Raw genomic sequence first — 21,103 nt, forward strand, 5'->3', positions numbered from 1 at the left:
CTTTAAGACTAAGGGCAATAATTCACACCGTTGTGTATAGAGTTTTGGATCGCATTTATCTCTGAGCTCCGCGTGTATTAACACTGACGTTTATTTTTGTGTTGCATGGTTGATACGGAAGAGTTTTTTCCAGTTGGTTCTTCCGACTAGGAATGCTGATAAAACGGTGGCGATGAAAGTTAGATAGCTGTCCAGGTAGGGGAATTTCTGGAACGTGATTCCTTGGTCATGGTATTCGAAGCTTGCTGCCCACAGTATTCCACATCCGATTAATGATGCTCCTACAGCGTATAGCCCTGTTCTCCACCGTAAGCGGGCTGAATAAGCAACAAGCATTAACCATAAAATGACGCCGGTGGGGTAGAACGTGACGAAGGTAATGAGAGAATAGATTGAGGAATCGAGAAAGTAATATGAGATAACTATGAAAACGAATACTGCGAGTGGCAGGGCGAATACTGCACTACAGGACAGGTAGATGACTCGGTTTTGGCCTTCTGATTCTTGTGGGTTGGGGTGTTTAAGGTGTGTCAGGGGTGGTATTTTTGTCCACGGTATGCAGGCTGTTGCGCCGAGTATGATTGCGAAGATGAGGATAGCTGTCCGAAAAAAGCCACCCTGTGCGTAAAGGCCCCAGGCTATCCAGAGAAGAAAGAAAAGAACCCGGGCGGTGTATGGCGGTATGTGTGGGTATTTTGTTGTTAGCCGGCGTGTGATTCGGGTGAGTATTCCAGCAAGGATAAGGATTTGAGCAGCGAGGGGGGTAAAAGCCAGAGGCTCTCCGTAAAGCCAAGGTGCGTAATGGTAGTAGAGGCCGTTACGTGGAGGGTTGAAGTGCACGATGATAGCGGCTGCACTGGTTAGGGTGATCGGGGCAAAGAGTAAAAGTGATAGTGCTTGGTCGAGTGCGAAATCAGCTCTGGCTGGTGTGGGGTTATCCATGACTAGTGCCCATTTCTATGTCCCTGCATTGTAAAGACCCTGAAATTATTTATAGGGAAACAAATTACCAGATAAAGTGTTGTGGGTCATTAAAAACTGTGAGCATTTGGTTTGAGGCGTGTGATATTTGGGAAAGTGGATTTAATTTGTACGTACAAGCCATCCCGAAAATATTAGTCAATCAGCCCCAGCCCTTCATCTGTGAGCTTGATCGAGTCAGTAGCCCTGGTGTTACCACGGCCTTGAAACCGCAGAATGCCACCGCGGTCGGTGAGGCTATAGAGAGGTGGGCCCAGAAGAATATGGGGTAGTTCAAGGGTCTTTGTACAATCTCGCTTGCGAATTGCTGCCTTCCGAAAGACCGATTTCAACCTGCGGCCCTAAGTGATTTTCGCGATAGCTCGGGCTTGGCAATTCATAGGCGGTTTACATCGTCGTTTCGGCATTCGATACTAGAGTTTTGCGAACGGCAGTCATTGATCGCGCACTGGGTTTTTAGCCTCGAGGCGCAGGAACTTTTTGCTTTGAATCCTGTGGCGGTGTTGTCTCTGTCCGTGAAATCTCATTTTTTTGCACCATTAAGGTGTTGTTCGCGCTCTGGTTTTCGGATTGTTTCCAAGAGGGGACTCCTAATATCGCTGCTGATTGCTCGGCCGGATTTTCTCGCGGGGAGTCGAATGAAAAAGCTCTGTGTGAGATCTTCCAGTGTTTGCAGTTACTGAGAGAGAGTCTGTTCTTCGCTTCCGAGCTCAAGACTGATGGCGTTTGGTGCGCTTATCTTCGTGCTAACGAGAACCCAACTATCGTTTGAAGGTTTCGCACTCTTGCCGAAACCGGATCTTCCTTTATTCCGCTCTTTGGGGATCAACCGGTATGCAGCCAGCTTGACTTATTCGACCTTCTTCAGTATTTAAATCCTAGCCCGCTACTCACCTATGGCAGTTTCGAATTTGGTGGACTCGCTTTTATCTGACATGGTGCGTTTCGACCCACTGGTTTCGGCCGTTGGACGACACCGCGAGAACGCCTTTATTTTATCGCAGATATTTGGATAGGGAGGTCGTTCTTCATGTCAGACCCGTCCCGTTTGGGTAAAGTTTCTCAGTTCCAATTAGATATTTTGGCGCTAGCTTTTAAGGTTTCGCCATCTCGTGCTTTCTTCGTGCTAGTCAGTCACGTTTCAGCTAACGTCGCAAACATCCTAGCTCCCTGGTTCCTCGGTTTTCTTGTGGCCAGCTTCGGCGCCTCCGAGTCCCGAAGTGGGCATGGCGGTAGAGGTATTTTCTACGCTGTACTCATTTATGTTGCTCTATTCTGCGCCAATATGATCCTCCGGAATATTGCGATTCCCTCCACGGAACAACTCAAGATCGATCTGGAAACAAATCTGTCGCTCCGTGAGCTGAGGCGTTCCTACACTTGCTCATCGAAAATTCGATCAAGGGCGAATGATTCAGAAGTAACATGGGCGATGCAGAATGCAGGCCGCGCTGCTGCCACAGCATGGGAAAACTTTGTTTTTGGACCGTTGACAGCCTTCGTCGGAATCTTGGCTGGCCTCATCATGGTGACCAAGACTGGTGGCTGGATCACTGGAGGAGTGTTCCTACTCGCTTGTCTCGGATACATACTGGTCAGCTCTCCGTTGGTCCGACGTCACAGAAACCGGAGCGCAGAATTTGTTGCTCTAGATAATAATTCCCACAGTCACACCGTAGATGTCGTGGCTATGTGGCGTGAAGCAAAGATCTTCGGGGTGAACGGTTGGCTCGAAGAGCACTTCCTTAACTTACGACGATCTCTTGCAAGCGCGGGAATCGCCCGCGCTCGTGCAACACGCAACCTCTATCTCGCCCAGTCCGTGATCTTGTCGATCGCGATGCTGGCGCTAATTTACTCGGTTGCGCTATCCGGCAAGGTTGGTCCCGACCTCGTCGGAAATATTGTTGCTGTGTCTGGTATCTGCACGGCAAGTATTATGTCGCTCCAATCGCTAGGATTTGGCTTCTCCGCGATTGTGCAGGCAGAAGCCCAGTGGAAGGGTGCAATCGCCGTGCTAGAGAATACCCAGAGCGAATTACCCATATCTTCTGCAAACTTTTCTGGCCTCGTTCCGTGCGTTGCTGGACGCCCTACGTGGGTCATTGGCCCCAGTGGGGCTGGCAAGTCCAGTCTGCTTGAAGAGCTTCTTGGCCTTCGGGGTACCAGCTCCCAGCTAGAGCGGATTGTTAACGAAGAAGACGTACCTGTGGTAGCTAAAGGCCGAGTCGCTTATCTCCCTCAGGAGAATAGGCTGATCGGTGCCACTGTGGAAGATAACATCCGACTTGGTAGGGATGGCGGTGAAACTGAAACACTACTCGAAAGGCTAGGACTGGACGCGTTCACACAACGAGGGCAACGGAGCCGCGAAGCTCTCAAACCCACATCTTCAAGTACCTCGGGTGGCGAATCCCGGCGGATCGTGCTGCTTCGCACGCTGCTTGACGATGACGCTGAACTCATAGTGCTGGACGAACCCACAGCAGGTTTGGATCAAGGTTGGTCTGACATTGTGTGGGAGCTCATTATCGAGAAGGCCGCCTCGACTCCGGTGATCGTGGCGACCCATGATTCCCGCGCCCCCAGGTCTGACTCGGACCCCGTTGTGTGGGTGAGCCCTCGGAAGTGACCCACTGAACCGAGCAATATGAGTCACCCACGGTGCCACCAGACAAGCATCAATCAGCCGGTCGGTATAGGCCAGGGATACGTAAGGAAACAAATTGCCAGATAAAGTGTTGTGGGTCACTGAACAATGTGCCTGGTGGGTGGATGTTATATCAACCAAGAGCCCAGGTGAAAGAAGGGAAATGGGCAGCTACGGGCGTTTTGCCATTCGGTTCATTATTTTTTCGAGGCTAAATGGATAGGGAGTATTGTCCCACGAAAGCAGAATTCACGTAGGTCGTTGAGCTGCTATAGAAAAGCCGCTAACTTGCCCACGCGTTAGGTGAGACCGAATCTGCTCGTTTTAGCTAAAACTATTCGGCTGTATTTAGTGCTGGTATAGGGCTTCTACCAGCCAAGAAACCACAAGTGCGCCGGGATCTATAATCCCCTGAGACCGTTTCCCCAGATATGATGCCCGGCCTTTCTTCGCTTGAAGTAAAGCGGTGGACTCCGCACCTTTCTGGCTAGCAGCTATAATCTCGGCGGCGGATTTTCCCGCAGCTTCTGCTTCAGCAGCTGGTTGCAAGGCATCCACTACTGTGCGATCCCCTTTTTTCGCACCGCCAAGATCCTGCACTGCTTGGCAAGCGTCGGTTAAAGATCCTTGTGCTAAATGGTGGAAAAGAGTTCCAAAGACTGCGCCACTTGTTCCGCCTGCCCTGACTAGGAAGCGACGAGAAAGAAATTCCGCTACGTCGGAGTCGCTGCCGTGAAGGGGGAGGGAAAGGTCGCGCAAAGCCGCCGCCATATTGTGCCCGAAATCTCCATCGCCAGCTTGTCGATCTAAATCGGTGAGTTCCTCGATATGTTCCACAACCCGCTGGGTAAAGCGGGTATAGGGGATATTCTTTACACCTTGGGTGGGCTGCTCTAGACCAAATTCAGGTTTGGCAACCTCATAATGAGGATCATGGGCTATGGTCTGTGGCCAAGCTGGGGCGGTAGTGGGAGCATCAAATAATTCGAGGATCTCCTCGGTGACTCGAGTAAGAGTAATGGATAGTCCCGCCATATTTACCGAGGTCACAAAATTCCCGACAAGTCCGCGTCGGACCTTAATATTCTGCTTTTCTAAAAGCTGAAGGCATTGTCCAAAGACTAGGTGGAGTTCCAAAGAGGTGGTGCCACCTAACCCGTTGATCAGCAGAGCGACCTCCTCCTGGGGCTGGAGATGAAGGTCTTCAAGAATTGCATTGAGGAGATTTGCGCTAATGGTGTGGGCATCCGTAGCTGGCTGGGTATCGGTACCGCGTTCTCCATGGATTCCGACGCCTACCTCCATATGGCCGGAGGGCAAATCAAATGTGCTATTACCCGTGGTAGGGGCATGGCCAGGGGACATTGCGGCGGCCATGGAACGGGAGTTCTGGGCTACCCAGCGGGCAACCTCACTAACCTCCGAAATATTCTTACCCATCCAGGCAGCAGCCCCAGCAACCTTTTCTACAAAAATCGTGGCGGCGGTGCCTCGACGCCCAGGGCCGTCATCTTCATCCTGAGTGTTGGTGGCAACATCATCATCGACCAGGACAAATTCAGTATGGATGTCCTGGCAGTGTTCACGGGCAACATGAAAATTCATGACATCGCCGGTGTAGTTTTTCACGATGTGCACCACTCCGCGACCATTATCTGCCGCGCGGGTGGCTTCGGTGATTTGCACCGCGTTGGGAGACGTGAACATGAGCCCTGGAACAGCGGCGTACAGCATCCCCTCACCAATAAACCCAGCGTGGAGGGGTTCATGCCCAGAACCGCCACCAGAAATAACGGCCACAGCCGGTTGCGAGTTTTTATCAACGGCAGAATTCTTATGGTGAAGAAAACCCCGGGAATCCCAGCGCAAACTAGGGGTTGCCGCAACAAGACCGCCCAGGGACTCAGGCAGAAAGTGATCAGGTTCATTAAGAAAGGAACGGATTTCAGAATTCTTAGCCATGAGGCCACTGTACAAAAACAGCCAAGAAGGGCGATGCGGAAAATTAGGATGGTTGCTATGGAGAATTCTGACATGACGCCAGCCCAGGTACGGGAACGTGCCCGTACTGAGAACATGGTTACTACCGCAGGCTATGCCCGGGGATATATGCAAGCTAATCTCTTAGCTGTTCCCCAACGTTATGCCTTTGATTTTTTAGTATTTGCGCAAAGAAATCCCAAACCCTGTCCTGTGGTGGGGGTCTTAGAAGCAGGTCAACTTAATTCTGAGCTGTTTCCTGGTGGGGACATCCGTACGGATATTCCGGCCTACCGGATTTACCGCGACGGAGTGTTTACTGAGGAAAAGACCAACGTCCTTGAAGAATGGTCAGATGATATGGTTGCCTTTCTTATTGGCTGTTCCTTTAGTTTTGAAACTGCGCTCTACGACAATGGTATTCCCCTGGCACACATAGAACAGGGTAGGAATGTGCCGATGTTTAATTCCTGTTTACCCTGTGCCCCGGCAGGTATCTTCTCCGGAAATATGGTGGTGTCCATGCGACCTATTCCACAGGATCGGATAGTTGATGCGGTGCGGATAACCTCGCGCTATCCAGAAGTTCATGGGGCGCCAGTGCACATTGGGGATCCGGCTAGCATTGGCATTGATGATCTTGCTCAGCCCGATTACGGAGATGCGGTAGATATTCCCGACGGAACCGTGCCGGTGTTTTGGGCCTGTGGCGTAACCCCTCAAGCAATAGTGATGAATTCACGCCCGGACTTCGCTATCACCCACGCCCCAGGGAAAATGCTGGTGACAGATATAAGAGATATGAACTATCAGATTCCCTGAGGGATTAGCACTATATTCTCAGTTTTATGCCCACCAAACACTAAATTATTAATGCTGCTTTGTGCGTTTAGTGGGGACGAGTTTTTTCCAGTTGGTTTTTCCGACTAGGAATGCTGATAAAACGGTGGCGATGAACGTTAGATAGCTATCCAGGTAGGGGAATTTCTGGAACGTGATTCCTTGGTCATGGTATTCGAAGCTTGCTGCCCACAGTATTCCACACCCGATTAATGATGCTCCTACGGCGTATAGCCCTGTTCTCCACCGTAAGCGGGCTGAATAGAAAACAAGAATTACCCATAGTGGGATGATAAAGGGATAATGAAATACAAATCCGAGAAGAGCACTGTAGTAGAAGCCAAAGAGGTATTTATACACCGCTTCATAAATATGAGAGTTTGATGTAGGGACAAAAATGGGGGGAGTGTTGAAGTATAAAAAGATCGCTAAAATTGGGATAATTATTATAGCGAAGGAAAAAAGTGCACTTTTTATTTCGGGTTTCCACTCTTGTGGATTGGGGTGTTTAAGGTGTGAGAGGGGTGGTATTTTTGTCCACGGGATGCAGGCTGTTGCTCCGAGTATGATTGCGAAGATGAGGACAGCTACCCGGATGCCCCCATCAAGGCCGTAAAGGATCCAGGCTATCCATGTGAGAGCGAAAAGAACGCGGGCAGTGTATGGCGGTATGTGTGGGTATTTTGTTGTCAGCCGGCGTGTGATTCGGGTGAGAATTCCAGCAAAGATGAGGATTTGTGCGCCAAGGGGAGTAAAAGCCAGGGGTTCTCCAAGATCGAAGGGGTCGTAATTGTAGTAGGGACCGTTTTGGAGTGGGTTGAGGGGCACGATGATAGCGGCAGCACTGGTTAGGGTGATAGGGGCAAATAGTAAAAGTGATAGTGCTTGGTCGAGTGCGAAATCAGCTTTGGCTGGTTCGGTTCTATCCATAAATAGCGCTCATTCCTTTTTCAGGGGTAACCCCCAGCTATAGAAGAAAATCATGGCCACCGAGGTGATCCTGGTTTAGTTCCCTGCACATGAAAGACTGTTAAGTAATACAAAGTTGAAACCCTGTTTGCCGCTTCAAAACCCATAGGTTTACTGGTCTCAAAGATGTCCGCTCTTAGCCGTTTGTCACATTCGTGCCTCATTTCAAAGCTTCGGACGCCACCGGGCTTCAGCATTTTTTCATAGCACTGGTCATGCCGTGCGCATGGGCCTCTCAAATCCGCCACAGGTGAATTTCCTGATACGGGGTTCGCTTCTTCGGTTTGCGCAGCCCACCAGTCGGGGCTGATTGAACAGAAGTCATGAAGGCTCAGTTTTTCATCGTTAATGTAATAGTTCTTTAGGGCTGGCGAATTCTGTGGGGTGTAGCGCCTTGGCATGTGGCAGGCTATATACCTGTAGTCCGTTGGAACCTTCACGAAAGGATTTGAATCAAGGGAATGGTATGACCAGGAGCAGGTGGAAACATGACTTCCTTTGCCATTAGATAGCCGTATCTCATCCTCTCCATAAGAGTTTTTGCCTTCCTTCACAATCTTTAGTTTTTCACCAGTAGCCGGATCTGTGAACTCATCTCCTATAGCTCTACCCTGGCGAGAAGATGCTTGGTTGCCGCCCATAATCTGAAGTAGAAGCTTGGATACTGTCTTTCCGTCGGGAGTTTGTACCCACTCATCTTTATCTAGCTCAGTCCAAATATTGAGTGTGTCGTGTTGGAAAGGAGTTTCGTAAGGAATGTGATACTCATTCACTTTGGTCTCGCCAATAGGATATCCATACGGGCCAGTGACCCCGTCAGCTAAGTTCCATAAAGTATCTACCGATTGTGGAACCTCCCACGCTCCCGTCTCTGGATGCCACCACAATGATCCAAACTGAAAGACGTTAAACCTGCCCCTATTGTCTGGCGCGGCGGTCTCGTCACTCACCGGGAAGCCTAGCACGCTTGACGGTCCTCCTATTGCTTCCCAACGTTTTAAAATTTCACCTGTAATGGCAGCAACCCGCGAGCCCTGCGTAACTGGAGTACGGTACAATCTGCCGCCTTGGAATTGCTGCACCCATCCGTTCAATTCACCTTCTAGGGGAGAAGATCCCTTCACTGGTACTTCTCCACCCACCGGGTAACCCAACCACCCGGTTTCGAACCCGTTTTTGGCCCATACACGATAATTATTAATTGCTATAGCATGAGCCCCGGTCGAGGGATGCCAATAGATATAACCGTTTTTGAATTCCTGTCTATAACCCACCCCATCCGGATTCATAATCTCCCCCGACACTGGCCAGAGTAGCCAACTGGTTACTCCACCAAGCTGCTGGTAGCGCTCACCAATCGCGCCGCACACCTGATGCGGATTAAACGGAACGCTAACGCAGTTTTCGCTACGGTCTGTGCCGACCAACCGTCCTTCGCGGCGAGCCTGCTCAACTGCGTCACGTTCAGCTTTGTCCCGGGCAAACTCTATCTCAGCTTGATCCGCCGTAGTCTTATCAGCTCCGGGAGGAAGGCCAATACGATCCGACCACATCAGTCCCGGAGAGACAGTTTGCTTTGGATTTCCATCAGCAAGTGTTTCCCTAGCTATTTGCTGCGCAGCTTCCACTTCCTCTTGGGTTAGCCCGCCCACTTCTCCGAAACTGACCGGATCGTCGGTGTAGGTAGCCTCGTTTACAGCGTTGGTAATATAACTCGGCGTTATAGGTTGACTGAGCGACATGCTGTCACTTTCGCTGTCTACTGTTGGAGAATCTTCTGTGCCTAAAAATGCCTCTACTTGCGAGCTAGTGTTGTTTTGCCGATCAGTGTCTCTGGTTAGTGAAGGGGCTGCTACAGCGGACTGATCAGCGCACACCCCTAGTGTTATAGATATCGCCAGTGTAAAAATTGTGCGTCGCCAATGCATAGCTGCTCCTTAGCGGATCTCGGTCAATTCTTAAAAGTTTCTTTAAGAAAACAAGATATCATATAAAGTGTTGTAGATCACTAAATAAGAATAGTATTATCTATTATATATATGGCGTGCCTGCATTCTATATAGGTAGATCGCCTTAAAAAGAAGTATCAACGAAGGTTATGTAAGTCCTGAAGTACTTGTACAACCGCTATTTTCACCCGGGGTAAGGTTTGCGGGCAGTACTAGCGCAAGTCATTTTCACGCTTTGACCCTATCTAGAAACCTGAGGGTATTGTGCTGAACTCCGAGGATGAGTTCTTAGCTGGCAGATAACTAATGAGTGAGTGCTACATATGGTTGATCTGTGCTGATCGGATGAGCTGAATTCTGGTTTGTTCGAAGCATTTCGCCATCAGAACAGAGGCGGGCATCTTATTTTGGTAAGGAAAAGGTTAATGGTTTTCTGCGGGTGACCGGATGTCTGCACTCTGACAGGGATCCTTGGACTCTCACGGAGTTCTGGCATGGCCTGTGATGTAGACGCGAAGGCACATGTCTTCCGTGCAAAGAGTTCTTGAGGAGCTACCGCCTAAGACAATAACTGTGTTCTAGAACTGAATGAATGCGCATCCGGTGATCACTCCTCCTGAGGGAGGAAATGTTATCTCCCTCCTCCTCAGGGAGGAGTTGCTCATGAAACTTTGGCTTTAGTTTTCGAGTTATGGCAAAAATACTTGAGCTTCGCAACGTCTGTGTGGCCTATGGGAAAACGAAGGTATTGGACGGTGTGAATGCATGCATACTACCAGGTCGAGTATATGGATTGCTCGGGCTTAATGGTGCCGGCAAATCCACTCTTTTTAATGCGATTGTGGGGTTAATACCTTTCAGTGGGAGCATCACCTTCGGGGACCGGCAGGTGGATCGGACGGTGATCGGTGCCAGCATTAACGGACCTGCATTTTATCCGCAACTATCGGCGAGAGGAAACCTCAAAGTTCATGCTTTACTCACAGGCACCAACCCGGTGAGGATAGAGGAAGTTCTCGATGTCGTCGATCTTGATTCAGGGTCAAAACGAGCGCGAAGTTTTTCTACGGGGATGAAAGTTAGGTTGGCGTTGGCAATGGCTCTACTGACTGATCCGCCGCTGCTTATTCTAGATGAGCCGCAAAATGGACTAGACCCGCAAGGTATCAAGGATCTGCGTCTACTGATACGTCGGCTCGCAAAAGAAGGAAAAACTGTCATTATTTCTTCCCATCAACTGGGAGAAGTTGCGCACATGGTTGATGATGTTGGAATCCTCGGACAGGGCACGATGAAATACGAGGGACCCTTAAACGATGTTGCTGAAGAAGGCGAAAGTCTCGAAGATGCTTTTTTCCGCTATAGCAGGGACAAATCATGAAGTTTCTACGTGCAGAGATAATTCGCTCCTGGCTCAGCTTCCGAATGGCTACTCCACTAATTGTCTTTCTCAGCGCTGCTCAAGCCTGGAGCATAAACTCAGGAATCCAAGCACATGGGGGAGTGGGAGGTTTAACGACTCTACATCTCTATCAAGCCGGGATCATCCTGCCGCTAGGGCTCATTACCCCCGTAATCACTGAATACAGTGAATATCGTCAAAGATATGGTGGGCTCTTGTGGCGCCCGGAGCACCGATGGAGTGTTCAAATGTCTCGGCTTGCCGTGGTTTTAGGTTACATTTCGATAGGCCATCTCTTCGCGCCTCTTCCACTTGTTGGATTCAGCTGGAAGTTTTTCCTGCTAGAAACAGTCATCTTCCTTGGCGCCTACGGAGTGGGCCTGCTTCTCTGGAGTCTAAGCGGCAAAGTAAGCATGGTAATAGCTCCTGTGCTCGGCATTATCTGGGATATCTTGTCGGTGTACCGAGCGGAGTCACCGAATTGGTTCCTTAACCCGCTGTGCTGGGCTATGAGAGCTAGCCTAAAAGTCTTTGGGGTTCACGCTAATTCTGTACCTGCTGAACCCGAGGACTTGGTAGGTATCGACCCAGTTCTACCTGCAGTTCTTCATCTCATCGTAGGCGTCGTATGTTGGTGCGTCGGAGTTTCGTTGATCCGCCATCGGGTTAGAACTAAGGGCCATGACCGTCTCATCAGGGATGTTCGAGTGGGGAACCAAGTACGTACCTCCCAATGGAGAGCACTTGCAATAGCATTGCCCTGGAAAGGGTGGGCGGTCTTGAGCGTAATGATGATTACGTTGCTGCTTATCATGCGGATGCGTTATGGAGCTGAAACGGCAAGCGGATTTTATTCGCTTATCTGTTTACCACTAGGAACAACGATCGCTGGAATCACGGCCTGGCATGCCCATCAAGACGCATGGCGTGGTTTACTCTTTCGCCCAGGACACAGGACACTATTCAGAACCCTATTGCTGCTCGTTTATGTACCGCTGCTAGTAGTGTTTTCACTGGGTGGCATGTTTATTGGAATGAATTCTCCCTTGCCATATCAGGTAATGGTTATGCCGGGAATCGTGGCCATGATATTGGTTGTTGTTGCATTTTCGGCAGTGATATCAGAGGGTCTAGCAATCGCCGGTTCATTCCTCATCTTCATCTGGAGCCTTATGGCTGGTGCCAGTGTGCTTGCTGAATCAGGTTGGTGGTGGATATCTGCACCCTGGGCTTGGGATTGGGTGGTTCATGAGCACCCAGAATACTGGCTAATTATAGTTGCTATAACTTGGTTCGTAGCGCTGATTGTTGGTGCTATCAGCAACCGGAGAATGTCAGCAAAACCTAGATAAGATCGTGGCGAGCAGCCCAAATCACCAAATTCACTCGGTCAGAGGTGTCAGTTTTTCTCAATAGATTCTTGATATGTGTTTTTACCGTTGTTTCTGCGATCTTCAAGTGATCAGCGATTCTACGATTACTCAACCCTTGGCAGATAAGTGTCAAAATCTCTGACTCACGTTCAGTCATTCCTGGTGTAGATACTGAAGTTTGTGAAGAGTGAACATGCTTCAGAACGGTTGCTGTAATCGTCGGATCTAAATAACTTTCACCGCGGGCAATGCGTCGGATAGCGTCAAGCAGCATTTCTGGAGAGGAATCCTTAAGCAGAAAACCTTGTGCACCTGCTTCAAGAGCAGCCAGAATCAGTGATTCCTCGCGAAAGGTAGTAAGCATCAGGGCAGGGCATTGCAGCTTCCGGGCAGCTTCGATGCCATCCATAATCGGCATACGAATGTCAAGTACAGCGACATCAGCCGGATGTGAGATAGCTTCAAGGCCATTGCGCGCGGCATAAACCACCGTCATGTCGGGTTGGGCGGAAATCAAGGCACTAAAAGCGGCTCGTATTGCAGCTTGATCTTCGGCAATAAGCACTCTAATCATGGCACACATATCCTCAGCGTGAACCAGCCATCATGAACTTCATAATGCATCGTACCTATTCCCGATATACGGTCCCGAATATTACTGAGCCCAGAGCCAGTTCCAACGCCGGATTTGCCAACCGGATTATGTGCCTCAAGAACAAAGCCTTCTGAGTTGATATCCAATGCCAGAGTTCCTGGTGAAGCTCCATGTTTAAGAGCGTTAGTACATATTTCCTGGACCGCCCGAACCAGGGCAATGCGATACCGCAAAGGCCACGACTGTGCCACAGTGAGATTGTCCGGTAAATCAGCGTGAATCCCACTGTGTTGTATGAAGTATGGGATCATTGCTGGGTCAGCGTTGGGGATATCAGAGCCATTCAGAGTTTCAACTAACGCGCGAACATCAGCAAGGGAACGCTCGGTGAGCTCAAGGATCTGCGTTAAACTCTCACGAGGTTGGTCCAAATATAGAGCTGTTTGGGCAGTGACCTTAATAGCTGTTAGTCCGTGGCCCACAACATCATGCAGTTCACGAGACAAGGTAATCCGCTGGTGCAAAGTAGCATTAGTGACCTCGTTATATCTCTTGACGGCTTGGTTTCTTAGCCACTGAGCATGTGCGTAACACCCCACTACCAGGACCACCGCGGGGATGCCGAATATGATAATTCGTTGGGGAGCGAAACCTCCTAGGATAGGGGGTGCGAAGACCCCGGGATTTACGACAGCCCCAGCGGATGCGAGAAGAAGGAAAAATATACTGCCAGAACCCCATCTAGTAACTGTCCATAGACTTAGCGGTGCAGCGAAAAGTATTGGACTTATTCCTAAATTAACTGGGGTTAGTGCAGTAACGAGAAGAAAAAGAAGGAAGAGTACTGTAATGGCAGCAGCAGAATATTGTATATAGATTTTTCGAAAAATAGCTGCGACAGTGATTCCGATGTGGATGAGCAGGTCAAATATATACCACTTTAGCGGTCCGAAAAGAATAATCGGATGAATTGAGATGGCTGTGCTCAGGAGAAATAAACTAGTCCAGGCAATATCTGATATTGGAAAAATTCCGCACCAAATCCGTGTTCTGGACCGCCAGTCCAAAGGGTCTAATAAGGGTGGATTAACCCCATCATCTTTGGTGATGTTCATGAGATCTCATAATTATTTTCCAAAATAACTTTGATATAAATTCTGTACTGGTAGAAGATGTATCCATATCTTAGATGATAGGAAAGATGACATTCGAATTATATCAAAAAATTCAGCTGAGCGGGTACGGTTATTCTGAGGGGAATATAGGTGCTGAATCTGGGTTCAGCTAAGAGTTTTTGCGCAATTAGAATTTCTTTGGAAATAGTGGGTTGTTAATATCGACTGATATTTAGGTGCATATATCTTGACGAGTTCAGTCCTCAGGGTAGACGATATTCCCCGAGGAATCCCATAGCTATTGGGATGAGCTATGGGGCTGCGTCGGCATTATTGGAGGTGCCGGGCCGTAGAATCGGAGATCTTAGGGACAAGTGCCCCACGCATGGTTATTTGAGGGCAGATAGTAGACAGCGTCGTAGTGGCATACATGAATGGTTATCTGTGTTTCCCCTTATATATAGTGCTCTCATCCTCATGCCGTGCAGTGACTGCTCATCAAATTCTCAATATTGATTCTCAAGGTTCCAGGTGTTGCTTAACGCCCTCGGTATCGACCGCTTCATTCTGATACGTAGCTCACGGATTTTTATAATCCAGGGCGGGGCTGGATGTTAGTAGCCCTCATCAGAAAGCCCCCGCTCGGCATTGTCCGATCGGGGGGGGGCATTGAGACCGTAATTAGCAGGGGGTGTTTTTATCCTTCGCTCATAACAATCTCATCCGGGGTATGCGGCAGCTCAACTTTGTGCGCTTCTTTTTCACCCTTGAGGTCAATGACATGCAAGGTATTGGTGGCCGGATCAGTGACATACGCCGCGTTTCCCTGGACTGACAGCGCTGGGCGCGGATCCTGCCAGGTTTCGGATTCCTTCCAAGGGCTAATGACATTGATGGTCTTCACAACCTTGCCCTGTTCCGGATCAATGATATGCAAGCTGCCGTCGGTGCCCAGCACTACAGCCTGGCCTTCATCGGTCATAGCAAGGGAACGGAAAGTGTAGGAGGTACCCAGATCAACAAGCTTGATGTCCCCATTAGAGGTATCAATGATCGAAACCCGCTCCGGGCGTTCCAGTTTTTCTTCCTCGGCAGCTTTCTTATCTGTCTTGTAATCGCCCAAGATATATTTGCTGTCTTTAGATCCGGCCTGATTACCGATACGTCCGTAAGTATCCGGGGCTTTCACCTTGGTGACGTTGCCATCCTTATAAATCAGGCCACCGTCGGTGCATCCCACAAATAGCGCTCCGTCGGCTGCTTCCTTAGCGCCGTGGGCGTCGGGGCACTGTTCAAAGCGCTTGATTTCGGTTCCGTCGGGTTTTACCTGGGCTACACCAATTCGTTTTCCTTCTTTATCGGCAATGGTCACCATGTAGGTGCCATCCTCATTAAGGTGTCCAATTCCGTGGTGAGGTGAAACTTGGAAGGCGTCAGCCACGGTGAAGTTTTCCAGGTTGATGGTGGTGACATCCCCGGTTTCATCGTCAAAAAGTACTGCTTTTTTACCGTTGGTAGTGACATGACCAGGCTTAGCGCCCTCTGCCTTGAATCCGGTGAACGAGGGGTCACCGGCGTAGTAGTGGGAGTGATCGCCGTGCGGTACATGGTAGGAGCCGATATCGAGAACTTCGAAATCTTTGCCAGTGGAGACAAAGACGTGGCGGTCATCGCCAGCGGAATTGAGCCGCAGGTAGCCATCTTTATCAAGCTCCTTAACCATTTTGGGAGCCTCGCCCTTGTCCAGGTTCCCGGCATCAAGAACCATAACTCCTCCGTCATAAGAAAGGGCGACGCGCGGGGTCTGGTGGCGGACTTCGGCTAATTGTGCAGGTTTGCCGGGGGCTTCGACATTCGGTGTAGTAGGGGCGGAGGAGGATTCGGAGGCGGAAGAACCCACAGAGGATGATGAGGTTGCGGAGTCTCCGCCCTGGGCGGAGCAAGATACAAGCAAGGCGGCGGAAACCGCGATTGCGCCGGTGCGGAATAGAGTCTTTTTCATACCCCTAAGAAGACCATATTTGGGAATCATTTTCAAATATGTTTCTTTGCTTTTATACACAGATTTCTTACTGATTTTCCCTTCGAAGATGACCGCCATTGCTCCTATTTGCCAGCCCATGCTGGCTTATGTCATAATGCTCAGGTTGCTTACTGGGGGATTAATGATCAATCCACAGTGAGTTGCGTTATATGCCGACCGCGTGCGTGAGGGTCGGAAATTCCACGCACAACAGAAAACCAGGTCGAAAAGGAGACTCTCAGTGATTCAGCAAGAATCGCGTCTGAAAGTCGCTGATAACACCGGTGCCCGGGAAATCCTGTGCATCCGCGTTCTCGGTGGCTCCACTCGACGCTTTGCTGGCATTGGTGACACCATCGTTGCCACTGTCAAGCACGCTACCCCCGGTGGAAACGTCAAAGCTGGTGACATTGTCAAAGCAGTGATTGTCCGTGCTAAGAAGGAAACCCGTCGTCCCGACGGCTCCTACATCGCTTTCGATGAAAATGCTGCGGTATTGATCCGGAATGACAATGAACCTCGTGGTACCCGCATCTTCGGGCCGGTTGCCCGCGAGCTGCGTGAGAAGAAGTTCATGAAGATCGTCTCGCTGGCTCCGGAGGTAATCTAAATGAAGATTCATAAGGGCGATATGGTTCTCGTCATTTCTGGCCGGGACAAAGGCGTTAAGGGGAAAGTTATCAAGGCTTTCCCGAAGACCGAGAAAGTTCTGGTAGAAGGCGTTAATCGCGTTAAGAAGCACGTCGCAAACTCTGCCCCCGAGCGTGGTGCTGAGTCCGGTGGCATTGTCACCCAGGAGGCTCCGATTCATGTCTCCAAGGTGATGGTTCTCGATTCTGACGGTAACCCGACCCGTGTTGGCTACCGCTTCGACGAGAATGGCCGGAAGGTCCGTATCTCGCGTCGTAACGGGAAGGACATCTAAGAATGGCTGAGAAATACACCCCCCGTCTCAAAACAACCTATCGCGAGGAAATCCGCACCAAGCTTAACGATGAGTTCAAGTATGACAACGTCATGCAGATTCCCGGATTGACCAAGATCGTGGTCAACATGGGTGTGGGCGACGCCGCTCGTGACTCCAAGCTCATCAACGGTGCGATGAATGATCTGGCTCTCATTACCGGCCAGAAACCCCAGCTTCGTCGGGCACGGAAATCTATTGCTAACTTCAAGCTCCGCGAAGGAATGCCCATCGGCGCGAAAGTCACTCTGCGCGGTGACCGGATGTGGGAATTCTTGGACCGTCTCTTAACCGTGGCGCTTCCTCGTATTCGTGACTTCCGTGGTTTGTCTGATCGTCAATTCGATGGAAACGGCAACTACACCTTCGGTCTCACCGAGCAAACCATGTTCTACGAGATTGATGTGGACAAAGTTGATCGTCCGCGCGGTATGGACATCACCGTCGTTACCACTGCGACCAACGATGATGAGGGACGAGCATTGCTCCGTGAGCTTGGCTTCCCCTTCAAGAAGTAAATAATTCAGTACCTGCTACTGAAGACAATGGCGAAGGCCTCCTTGAACGCAAGGGGCCTTCGCCATACTTATATGCCTACTTTTCCTTCCTGAAAGTAGCAGATGGGGCGGCTGAAGAACTCGCCAGCTTTATATAGTTTCTGGTGAGAAAAAAGAGTTCCATACAGTAAGGTAAGTCACATGAGTTTAAACGACAGTGCTGCGGCTGCAGTGAAGAAAAAGGACTCCTTGTTTCGGGAAGATTTTGGGCGATTCGGGGTTCGAGCAGTGTTGGCTGGTGCTTACCTGACGCTGGGTACTGCCTTCGCCGGGGTTGCAGGAAACGCAGTAGAAAAGCACGCTGCAGGCATGGGCGGAGTAGTTTTTGCTCTGCTCTTCGGCCTCGGCCTGTTCAGCATCGTTATTCTGGGAGCTGAACTCGCCACCGGAAACATGATGTTCTTCAGCTATGGTGCTACCACCCGGCAAGTGGGCTGGGGCAGAGCTGTTACCGTCGTAGTGGTCACAACTTTGCTTAACCTGGTAGGAGCTATCATCATCGCCGCCGGCCTGGGACTATCAGCAAAGTTCAGCGGCATGGGGCCAGATCACCTGATAGCCACCTTATCTCAAGGAAAACTAGTCAAATCCCCGGTCCACATGTTTGTTGAAGCAATCATGGCGAACTTTGTGGTCAATATGGGGATTGTCGGGGCAATTTTCGCTAAGGACATTGTCTCCAAATTCTTTGTCATCGTTCCCCTCATCGCCATCTTCGTCGGCCTCGGCTTAGAACACGTCATCGCTAATTTCTCGCTAATGAGCATTACTTTCTTTAGTGCTAACCCGATGATCGAGGCAATGACTCCCGCTCATGTCCTCCTGAATTGGGTATTGGTTTTCCTCGGCAACTTCATTGGTGGTGGACTGCTCATCGGCAGCTTGTACGCCTGGTTAAACCGAGGTAGCGAGGCCTATCGAGACTAATCAACCCTCCTCTTACTTGGTGTACTTCCAACCAAAGTCAGGTAAAAGAGTCAGCCCAGCTTGTTGAGTAATAGCCCCGGAAACAGTGACGAGGTCCCCAGTGGTGTGGTTGCCGGGGCACGATTAGCTCCACCGCACTGAGCACTAAATCTTCGACAGCACGCACCACGGCAGGATAATCCAACAAGGAGTCCCACCCCACGGGCTCTTCAGGTCGGGCACGGCAACCCCTCGATCACGATTTGGGTGAGTGATGTCTAGCAGCTTAACGCTGACCCCTGTTAGGAGGTCAACAATGCCGGCAGTTTGTTCACCGCCCAAATACTTGGTGCTAAGCCCAGGAGACGGAAATTCACGTCACGCAGCCTTCGCAGAGATCTCTTGGGGCGCTACCTATATTCTTTCTACGTCTCCAGAGTAGATATTGCAGCGATCATCGCGAGTAAAGCCAACTAGCAGCAAGCCTGCGGATCGAGCTAATTCGACGGCGGCTGAGGTGGCGGCAGATACGGCTACGAGTCCAGAAAAACCAGCCAGGACAGCTTTTTGAACCAGCTCAAAGGAGGCCCGCGAACTCATGACGAGGATTTTCCCGGAGGCGGGGATCTCTTCTGAGCGCAGCATTGCCCCAATGATCTTATCGGCTGCGTTGTGCCGGCCCACATCTTCGCGGACTAGGTGCAGCTGACCGTCTGTGGTGGCGACACCTGCGGCGTGAACTCCGCCGGTGCGTCGAAATGCCTTTTGCTCAGTTCTTAATAACTGAGGTAAGTGCACTAAAAGATCAGGGGGAGGAGTAATCGGAGATACCGGCGAGTAACCTCGTCGCGCCATAATTTGTTCTGCTGAGCTGCTGCCGCACACCCCGCAGGCTGAGGTGGTCACCGAACTACGAATAAACTCCATAGGAATAGATCTGCGTCCGGATAATTCCACCTCCACGACGTTATAGGTATTGGTTCCGCCTGGGCCTATAGCGCCTGGGCAGTAACGTGCTTCGCGAATATCCTCAGCTCGTTCGATCAGGCCCTCGGAAAACAGATAACCATGAATGAAGTCAATATCATGACCAGGTGTGCGCATGGTGGTGGCAATGACCTGTCCGCGGGATCGAACCTCCAGGGGTTCCTCGACTATGACATCGTCTGCCCGGTGATCAAACAGCCAATGAGTGTTGGATTCCCTGTCCCGACGAAGCCTGAGAGTAGCGACTCTGCGGCTAAGCCTGACCATCGTCACTCTCCCAGTGCTGGACTAAGTTTCGGACTCGGGTGATTCGCTCTTTTAAAGTCTCAGGCGTGTCTTGCTGCTGGTTGCTGGCTAGGCCCACCAAAAAGGCGGTGAGTGGAGCAGCTGGGCGCGAGGGGCCGTGGGCGACGTCGCGAGTAAGATCCAAAAGATCTCGAATGACCGGATCAAAGAGATCGGGAGACACCCCTAAATCCTGGGCAACGGCATGGAGCCAAACGCGGGCTGTTTTTACTGCAGGTTCTTCCGAAAAGCGTGCGGACTGTTCGTTCATGGGCTCTACCTTAGACCGTGGGAAGGCCCCTCGACGCACTCTGCCAGATGAGATTTGGAGATCTAGTGGAAAAAAGGTAATGTTTTCCGACGGACTCCTGCGCCTTTTTAGGTGTTGTGAACATCCATGAACGTATTCATCCCTACTTTGTTATAGGCCCCCCGCCGGGATGCGGACCGTGTGATCAGAGGCAGCGAGAGCCCCATGTTATTGAATATGGGGAGCGTGAAGTGGCCCGGAATGCACGGAGAACGCCAGGTGGGTAGGGGAACCGTAACGAGAAAGGTACAAGGTCACTTCATATGACCATGACTGACCCTATCGCCGACATGCTGTCGCGCGTGCGCAACGCTAATCACGCGTACCACGACTCTGTGTCGATGCCTTCTTCTAAGCTCAAGGTGCATATTGCTGAGATCCTGAAGCAAGAAGGCTACATCAGCGACTACCGGGTTGAGGACGCTAAAGTTGGCAAGAGCTTGACCCTCGACCTTAAGTATGGCCCGCAACGTGAACGCTCTATCTCTGGATTGCGTCGTGTTTCTAAGCCGGGTCTGCGTGTGTACGCGAAGTCCACCAACCTGCCGCAGGTACTCGGTGGCCTGGGTGTGGCTATTATCTCCACCTCCCATGGCCTACTGACTGACCGCCAGGCGAAAGAGAAAGGTGTAGGCGGAGAAGTCCTCGCCTACGTCTGGTAAAGGAGGAGTGAGACAGAATGTCGCGTGTCGGTAAGAATCCGATTGCTATTCCGTCCGGCGTCGAAACGAAAATCGACGGCCAGCACGTAGAGGTCAAAGGCCCGAAGGGTACTTTAAGCCTGGATGTGCCGGCTCCGATCAGCGTCGCCGTTGAGGACAACCAAATTGTGGTTACCCGTCCGGATGACCACCGTAAAAACCGTTCCCTGCACGGTCTTTCTCGGTCCCTGGTGAATAACATGATCATCGGAGTAACCGAGGGCTACACCATTAAGATGGAAATCTTCGGTGTTGGTTACCGTGTTCAGAAGAAGGGCAACAACCTGGAGTTTGCTCTTGGTTACAGCCACCCGATCCTAATTGAGGCACCGGAAGGCGTGGAATTCGCCGTCGATGGCAATACCAAGTTCTCCATCTCCGGTATCAACAAGCAGCAGGTCGGGCAGATCGCTGCCAACATCCGCCGGCTGCGGAAGGATGATCCTTATAAGGGTAAGGGCATCCGTTACGAAGGTGAGCAGATCCGGCGCAAAGTCGGAAAGGCGGGTAAGTAAA

19 protein-coding genes are annotated in these 21,103 nt (G+C 50.6%); 10 read left to right on the forward strand and 9 right to left on the reverse strand.

What is annotated here, in order from left to right; genetic code table 11:
* Positions 1–90: 90 nt before the first annotated feature.
* The gene (locus tag GP475_RS02345; RefSeq protein ID WP_187975056.1) at positions 91–942 is read right to left on the reverse strand and encodes a hypothetical protein; all 852 of its coding nucleotides are present in this window, start codon (positions 940–942) and stop codon (positions 91–93) included.
* Positions 943–2,011: 1,069 nt separating this feature from the next.
* Here GP475_RS02345 and GP475_RS02350 point away from each other — a divergent pair.
* Entirely contained in the window at positions 2,012–3,613 is a 1,602-nt protein-coding gene (locus GP475_RS02350) for an ATP-binding cassette domain-containing protein (RefSeq protein WP_187975057.1), read from the forward strand.
* Positions 3,614–3,979: 366 nt separating this feature from the next.
* Here GP475_RS02350 and GP475_RS02355 read toward each other — a convergent pair whose 3' ends face one another.
* Positions 3,980–5,593, reverse strand: a complete 1,614-nt coding sequence (locus GP475_RS02355) for a dihydroxyacetone kinase family protein (protein WP_187975058.1) — start codon at positions 5,591–5,593, stop codon at positions 3,980–3,982.
* Between the two features lie 57 nt (positions 5,594–5,650).
* Here GP475_RS02355 and GP475_RS02360 point away from each other — a divergent pair, with 57 nt between their 5' ends.
* On the forward strand, positions 5,651–6,433 hold the full coding sequence (locus GP475_RS02360) for a putative hydro-lyase (RefSeq protein WP_187975059.1): 783 nt from the start codon (positions 5,651–5,653) through the stop codon (positions 6,431–6,433).
* A gap of 48 nt (positions 6,434–6,481) precedes the next feature.
* Here the strand turns inward: GP475_RS02360 and GP475_RS02365 are convergent, their stop codons facing one another.
* Complete coding sequence (locus tag GP475_RS02365) at positions 6,482–7,279, reverse strand: hypothetical protein (protein ID WP_187975060.1); 798 nt, start codon at positions 7,277–7,279, stop codon at positions 6,482–6,484.
* 152 nt (positions 7,280–7,431) lie between these two features.
* The gene (locus GP475_RS02370; protein WP_187975061.1) at positions 7,432–9,348 is read right to left on the reverse strand and encodes an LGFP repeat-containing protein; all 1,917 of its coding nucleotides are present in this window, start codon (positions 9,346–9,348) and stop codon (positions 7,432–7,434) included.
* A gap of 712 nt (positions 9,349–10,060) precedes the next feature.
* Between GP475_RS02370 and GP475_RS02375 the strand changes: the two genes are divergently transcribed.
* Positions 10,061–10,750, forward strand: a complete 690-nt coding sequence (locus tag GP475_RS02375) for an ATP-binding cassette domain-containing protein (RefSeq protein ID WP_187975062.1) — start codon at positions 10,061–10,063, stop codon at positions 10,748–10,750.
* Positions 10,747–12,123 carry an ABC-2 family transporter permease gene (locus GP475_RS02380; RefSeq protein WP_187975063.1) on the forward strand — a complete coding sequence of 459 codons (1,377 nt, stop codon included), beginning with the start codon at positions 10,747–10,749 and terminating at the stop codon, positions 12,121–12,123. The genes GP475_RS02375 and GP475_RS02380 overlap by 4 nt, the downstream gene beginning before the upstream one ends.
* Here GP475_RS02380 and GP475_RS02385 read toward each other — a convergent pair.
* The 3 genes from GP475_RS02385 to GP475_RS02395 all read right to left on the reverse strand — a co-directional run bounded on the left by GP475_RS02385 (position 12,116) and on the right by GP475_RS02395 (position 15,856).
* On the reverse strand, positions 12,116–12,718 hold the full coding sequence (locus tag GP475_RS02385; protein ID WP_223144674.1) for a response regulator: 603 nt from the start codon (positions 12,716–12,718) through the stop codon (positions 12,116–12,118). The genes GP475_RS02380 and GP475_RS02385 overlap by 8 nt on opposite strands.
* The gene (locus GP475_RS02390; protein WP_187975065.1) at positions 12,715–13,854 is read right to left on the reverse strand and encodes a sensor histidine kinase; all 1,140 of its coding nucleotides are present in this window, start codon (positions 13,852–13,854) and stop codon (positions 12,715–12,717) included. Before GP475_RS02390 ends, GP475_RS02385 begins: the two co-directional genes overlap by 4 nt.
* Before the next feature lie 697 nt (positions 13,855–14,551).
* Positions 14,552–15,856, reverse strand: a complete 1,305-nt coding sequence (locus GP475_RS02395) for a YncE family protein (RefSeq protein WP_187975066.1) — start codon at positions 15,854–15,856, stop codon at positions 14,552–14,554.
* A gap of 262 nt (positions 15,857–16,118) precedes the next feature.
* On the opposite strand from GP475_RS02395, the gene rplN reads away from it, so the two are divergent.
* The 4 genes from rplN to GP475_RS02415 all read left to right on the forward strand — a co-directional run bounded on the left by rplN (position 16,119) and on the right by GP475_RS02415 (position 18,325).
* Positions 16,119–16,487: a 50S ribosomal protein L14 gene (gene rplN, locus GP475_RS02400; RefSeq protein WP_187975067.1), complete on the forward strand. Its 369-nt coding sequence runs from the start codon at positions 16,119–16,121 to the stop codon at positions 16,485–16,487.
* Positions 16,488–16,802: a 50S ribosomal protein L24 gene (rplX, locus tag GP475_RS02405; RefSeq protein ID WP_187975068.1), complete on the forward strand. Its 315-nt coding sequence runs from the start codon at positions 16,488–16,490 to the stop codon at positions 16,800–16,802.
* A 2-nt stretch (positions 16,803–16,804) separates the two neighbouring features.
* Entirely contained in the window at positions 16,805–17,359 is a 555-nt protein-coding gene (gene rplE / locus GP475_RS02410) for a 50S ribosomal protein L5 (protein ID WP_187975069.1), read from the forward strand.
* 180 nt (positions 17,360–17,539) lie between these two features.
* Positions 17,540–18,325, forward strand: a complete 786-nt coding sequence (locus GP475_RS02415; RefSeq protein ID WP_187975070.1) for a formate/nitrite transporter family protein — start codon at positions 17,540–17,542, stop codon at positions 18,323–18,325.
* 393 nt (positions 18,326–18,718) lie between these two features.
* Here GP475_RS02415 and fdhD read toward each other — a convergent pair whose 3' ends face one another.
* Together fdhD and GP475_RS02425 are read right to left on the reverse strand one after the other, a co-directional pair.
* Entirely contained in the window at positions 18,719–19,558 is an 840-nt protein-coding gene (fdhD, locus tag GP475_RS02420; protein ID WP_187975071.1) for a formate dehydrogenase accessory sulfurtransferase FdhD, read from the reverse strand.
* Positions 19,545–19,847: a DUF6457 domain-containing protein gene (locus GP475_RS02425; protein ID WP_187975072.1), complete on the reverse strand. Its 303-nt coding sequence runs from the start codon at positions 19,845–19,847 to the stop codon at positions 19,545–19,547. The genes fdhD and GP475_RS02425 overlap by 14 nt, the downstream gene beginning before the upstream one ends.
* A gap of 302 nt (positions 19,848–20,149) precedes the next feature.
* Here GP475_RS02425 and rpsH point away from each other — a divergent pair, with 302 nt between their 5' ends.
* Positions 20,150–20,548: a 30S ribosomal protein S8 gene (rpsH, locus tag GP475_RS02430; RefSeq protein ID WP_187975073.1), complete on the forward strand. Its 399-nt coding sequence runs from the start codon at positions 20,150–20,152 to the stop codon at positions 20,546–20,548.
* Between the two features lie 17 nt (positions 20,549–20,565).
* Positions 20,566–21,102, forward strand: coding sequence for a 50S ribosomal protein L6 (gene rplF / locus GP475_RS02435; protein ID WP_187975074.1), 537 nt, complete (start codon positions 20,566–20,568; stop codon positions 21,100–21,102).
* Position 21,103: the final 1 nt, after the last annotated feature.

Source organism: Corynebacterium poyangense, from assembly GCF_014522205.1.
In the GTDB taxonomy this organism is placed as follows: domain Bacteria; phylum Actinomycetota; class Actinomycetes; order Mycobacteriales; family Mycobacteriaceae; genus Corynebacterium; species Corynebacterium poyangense.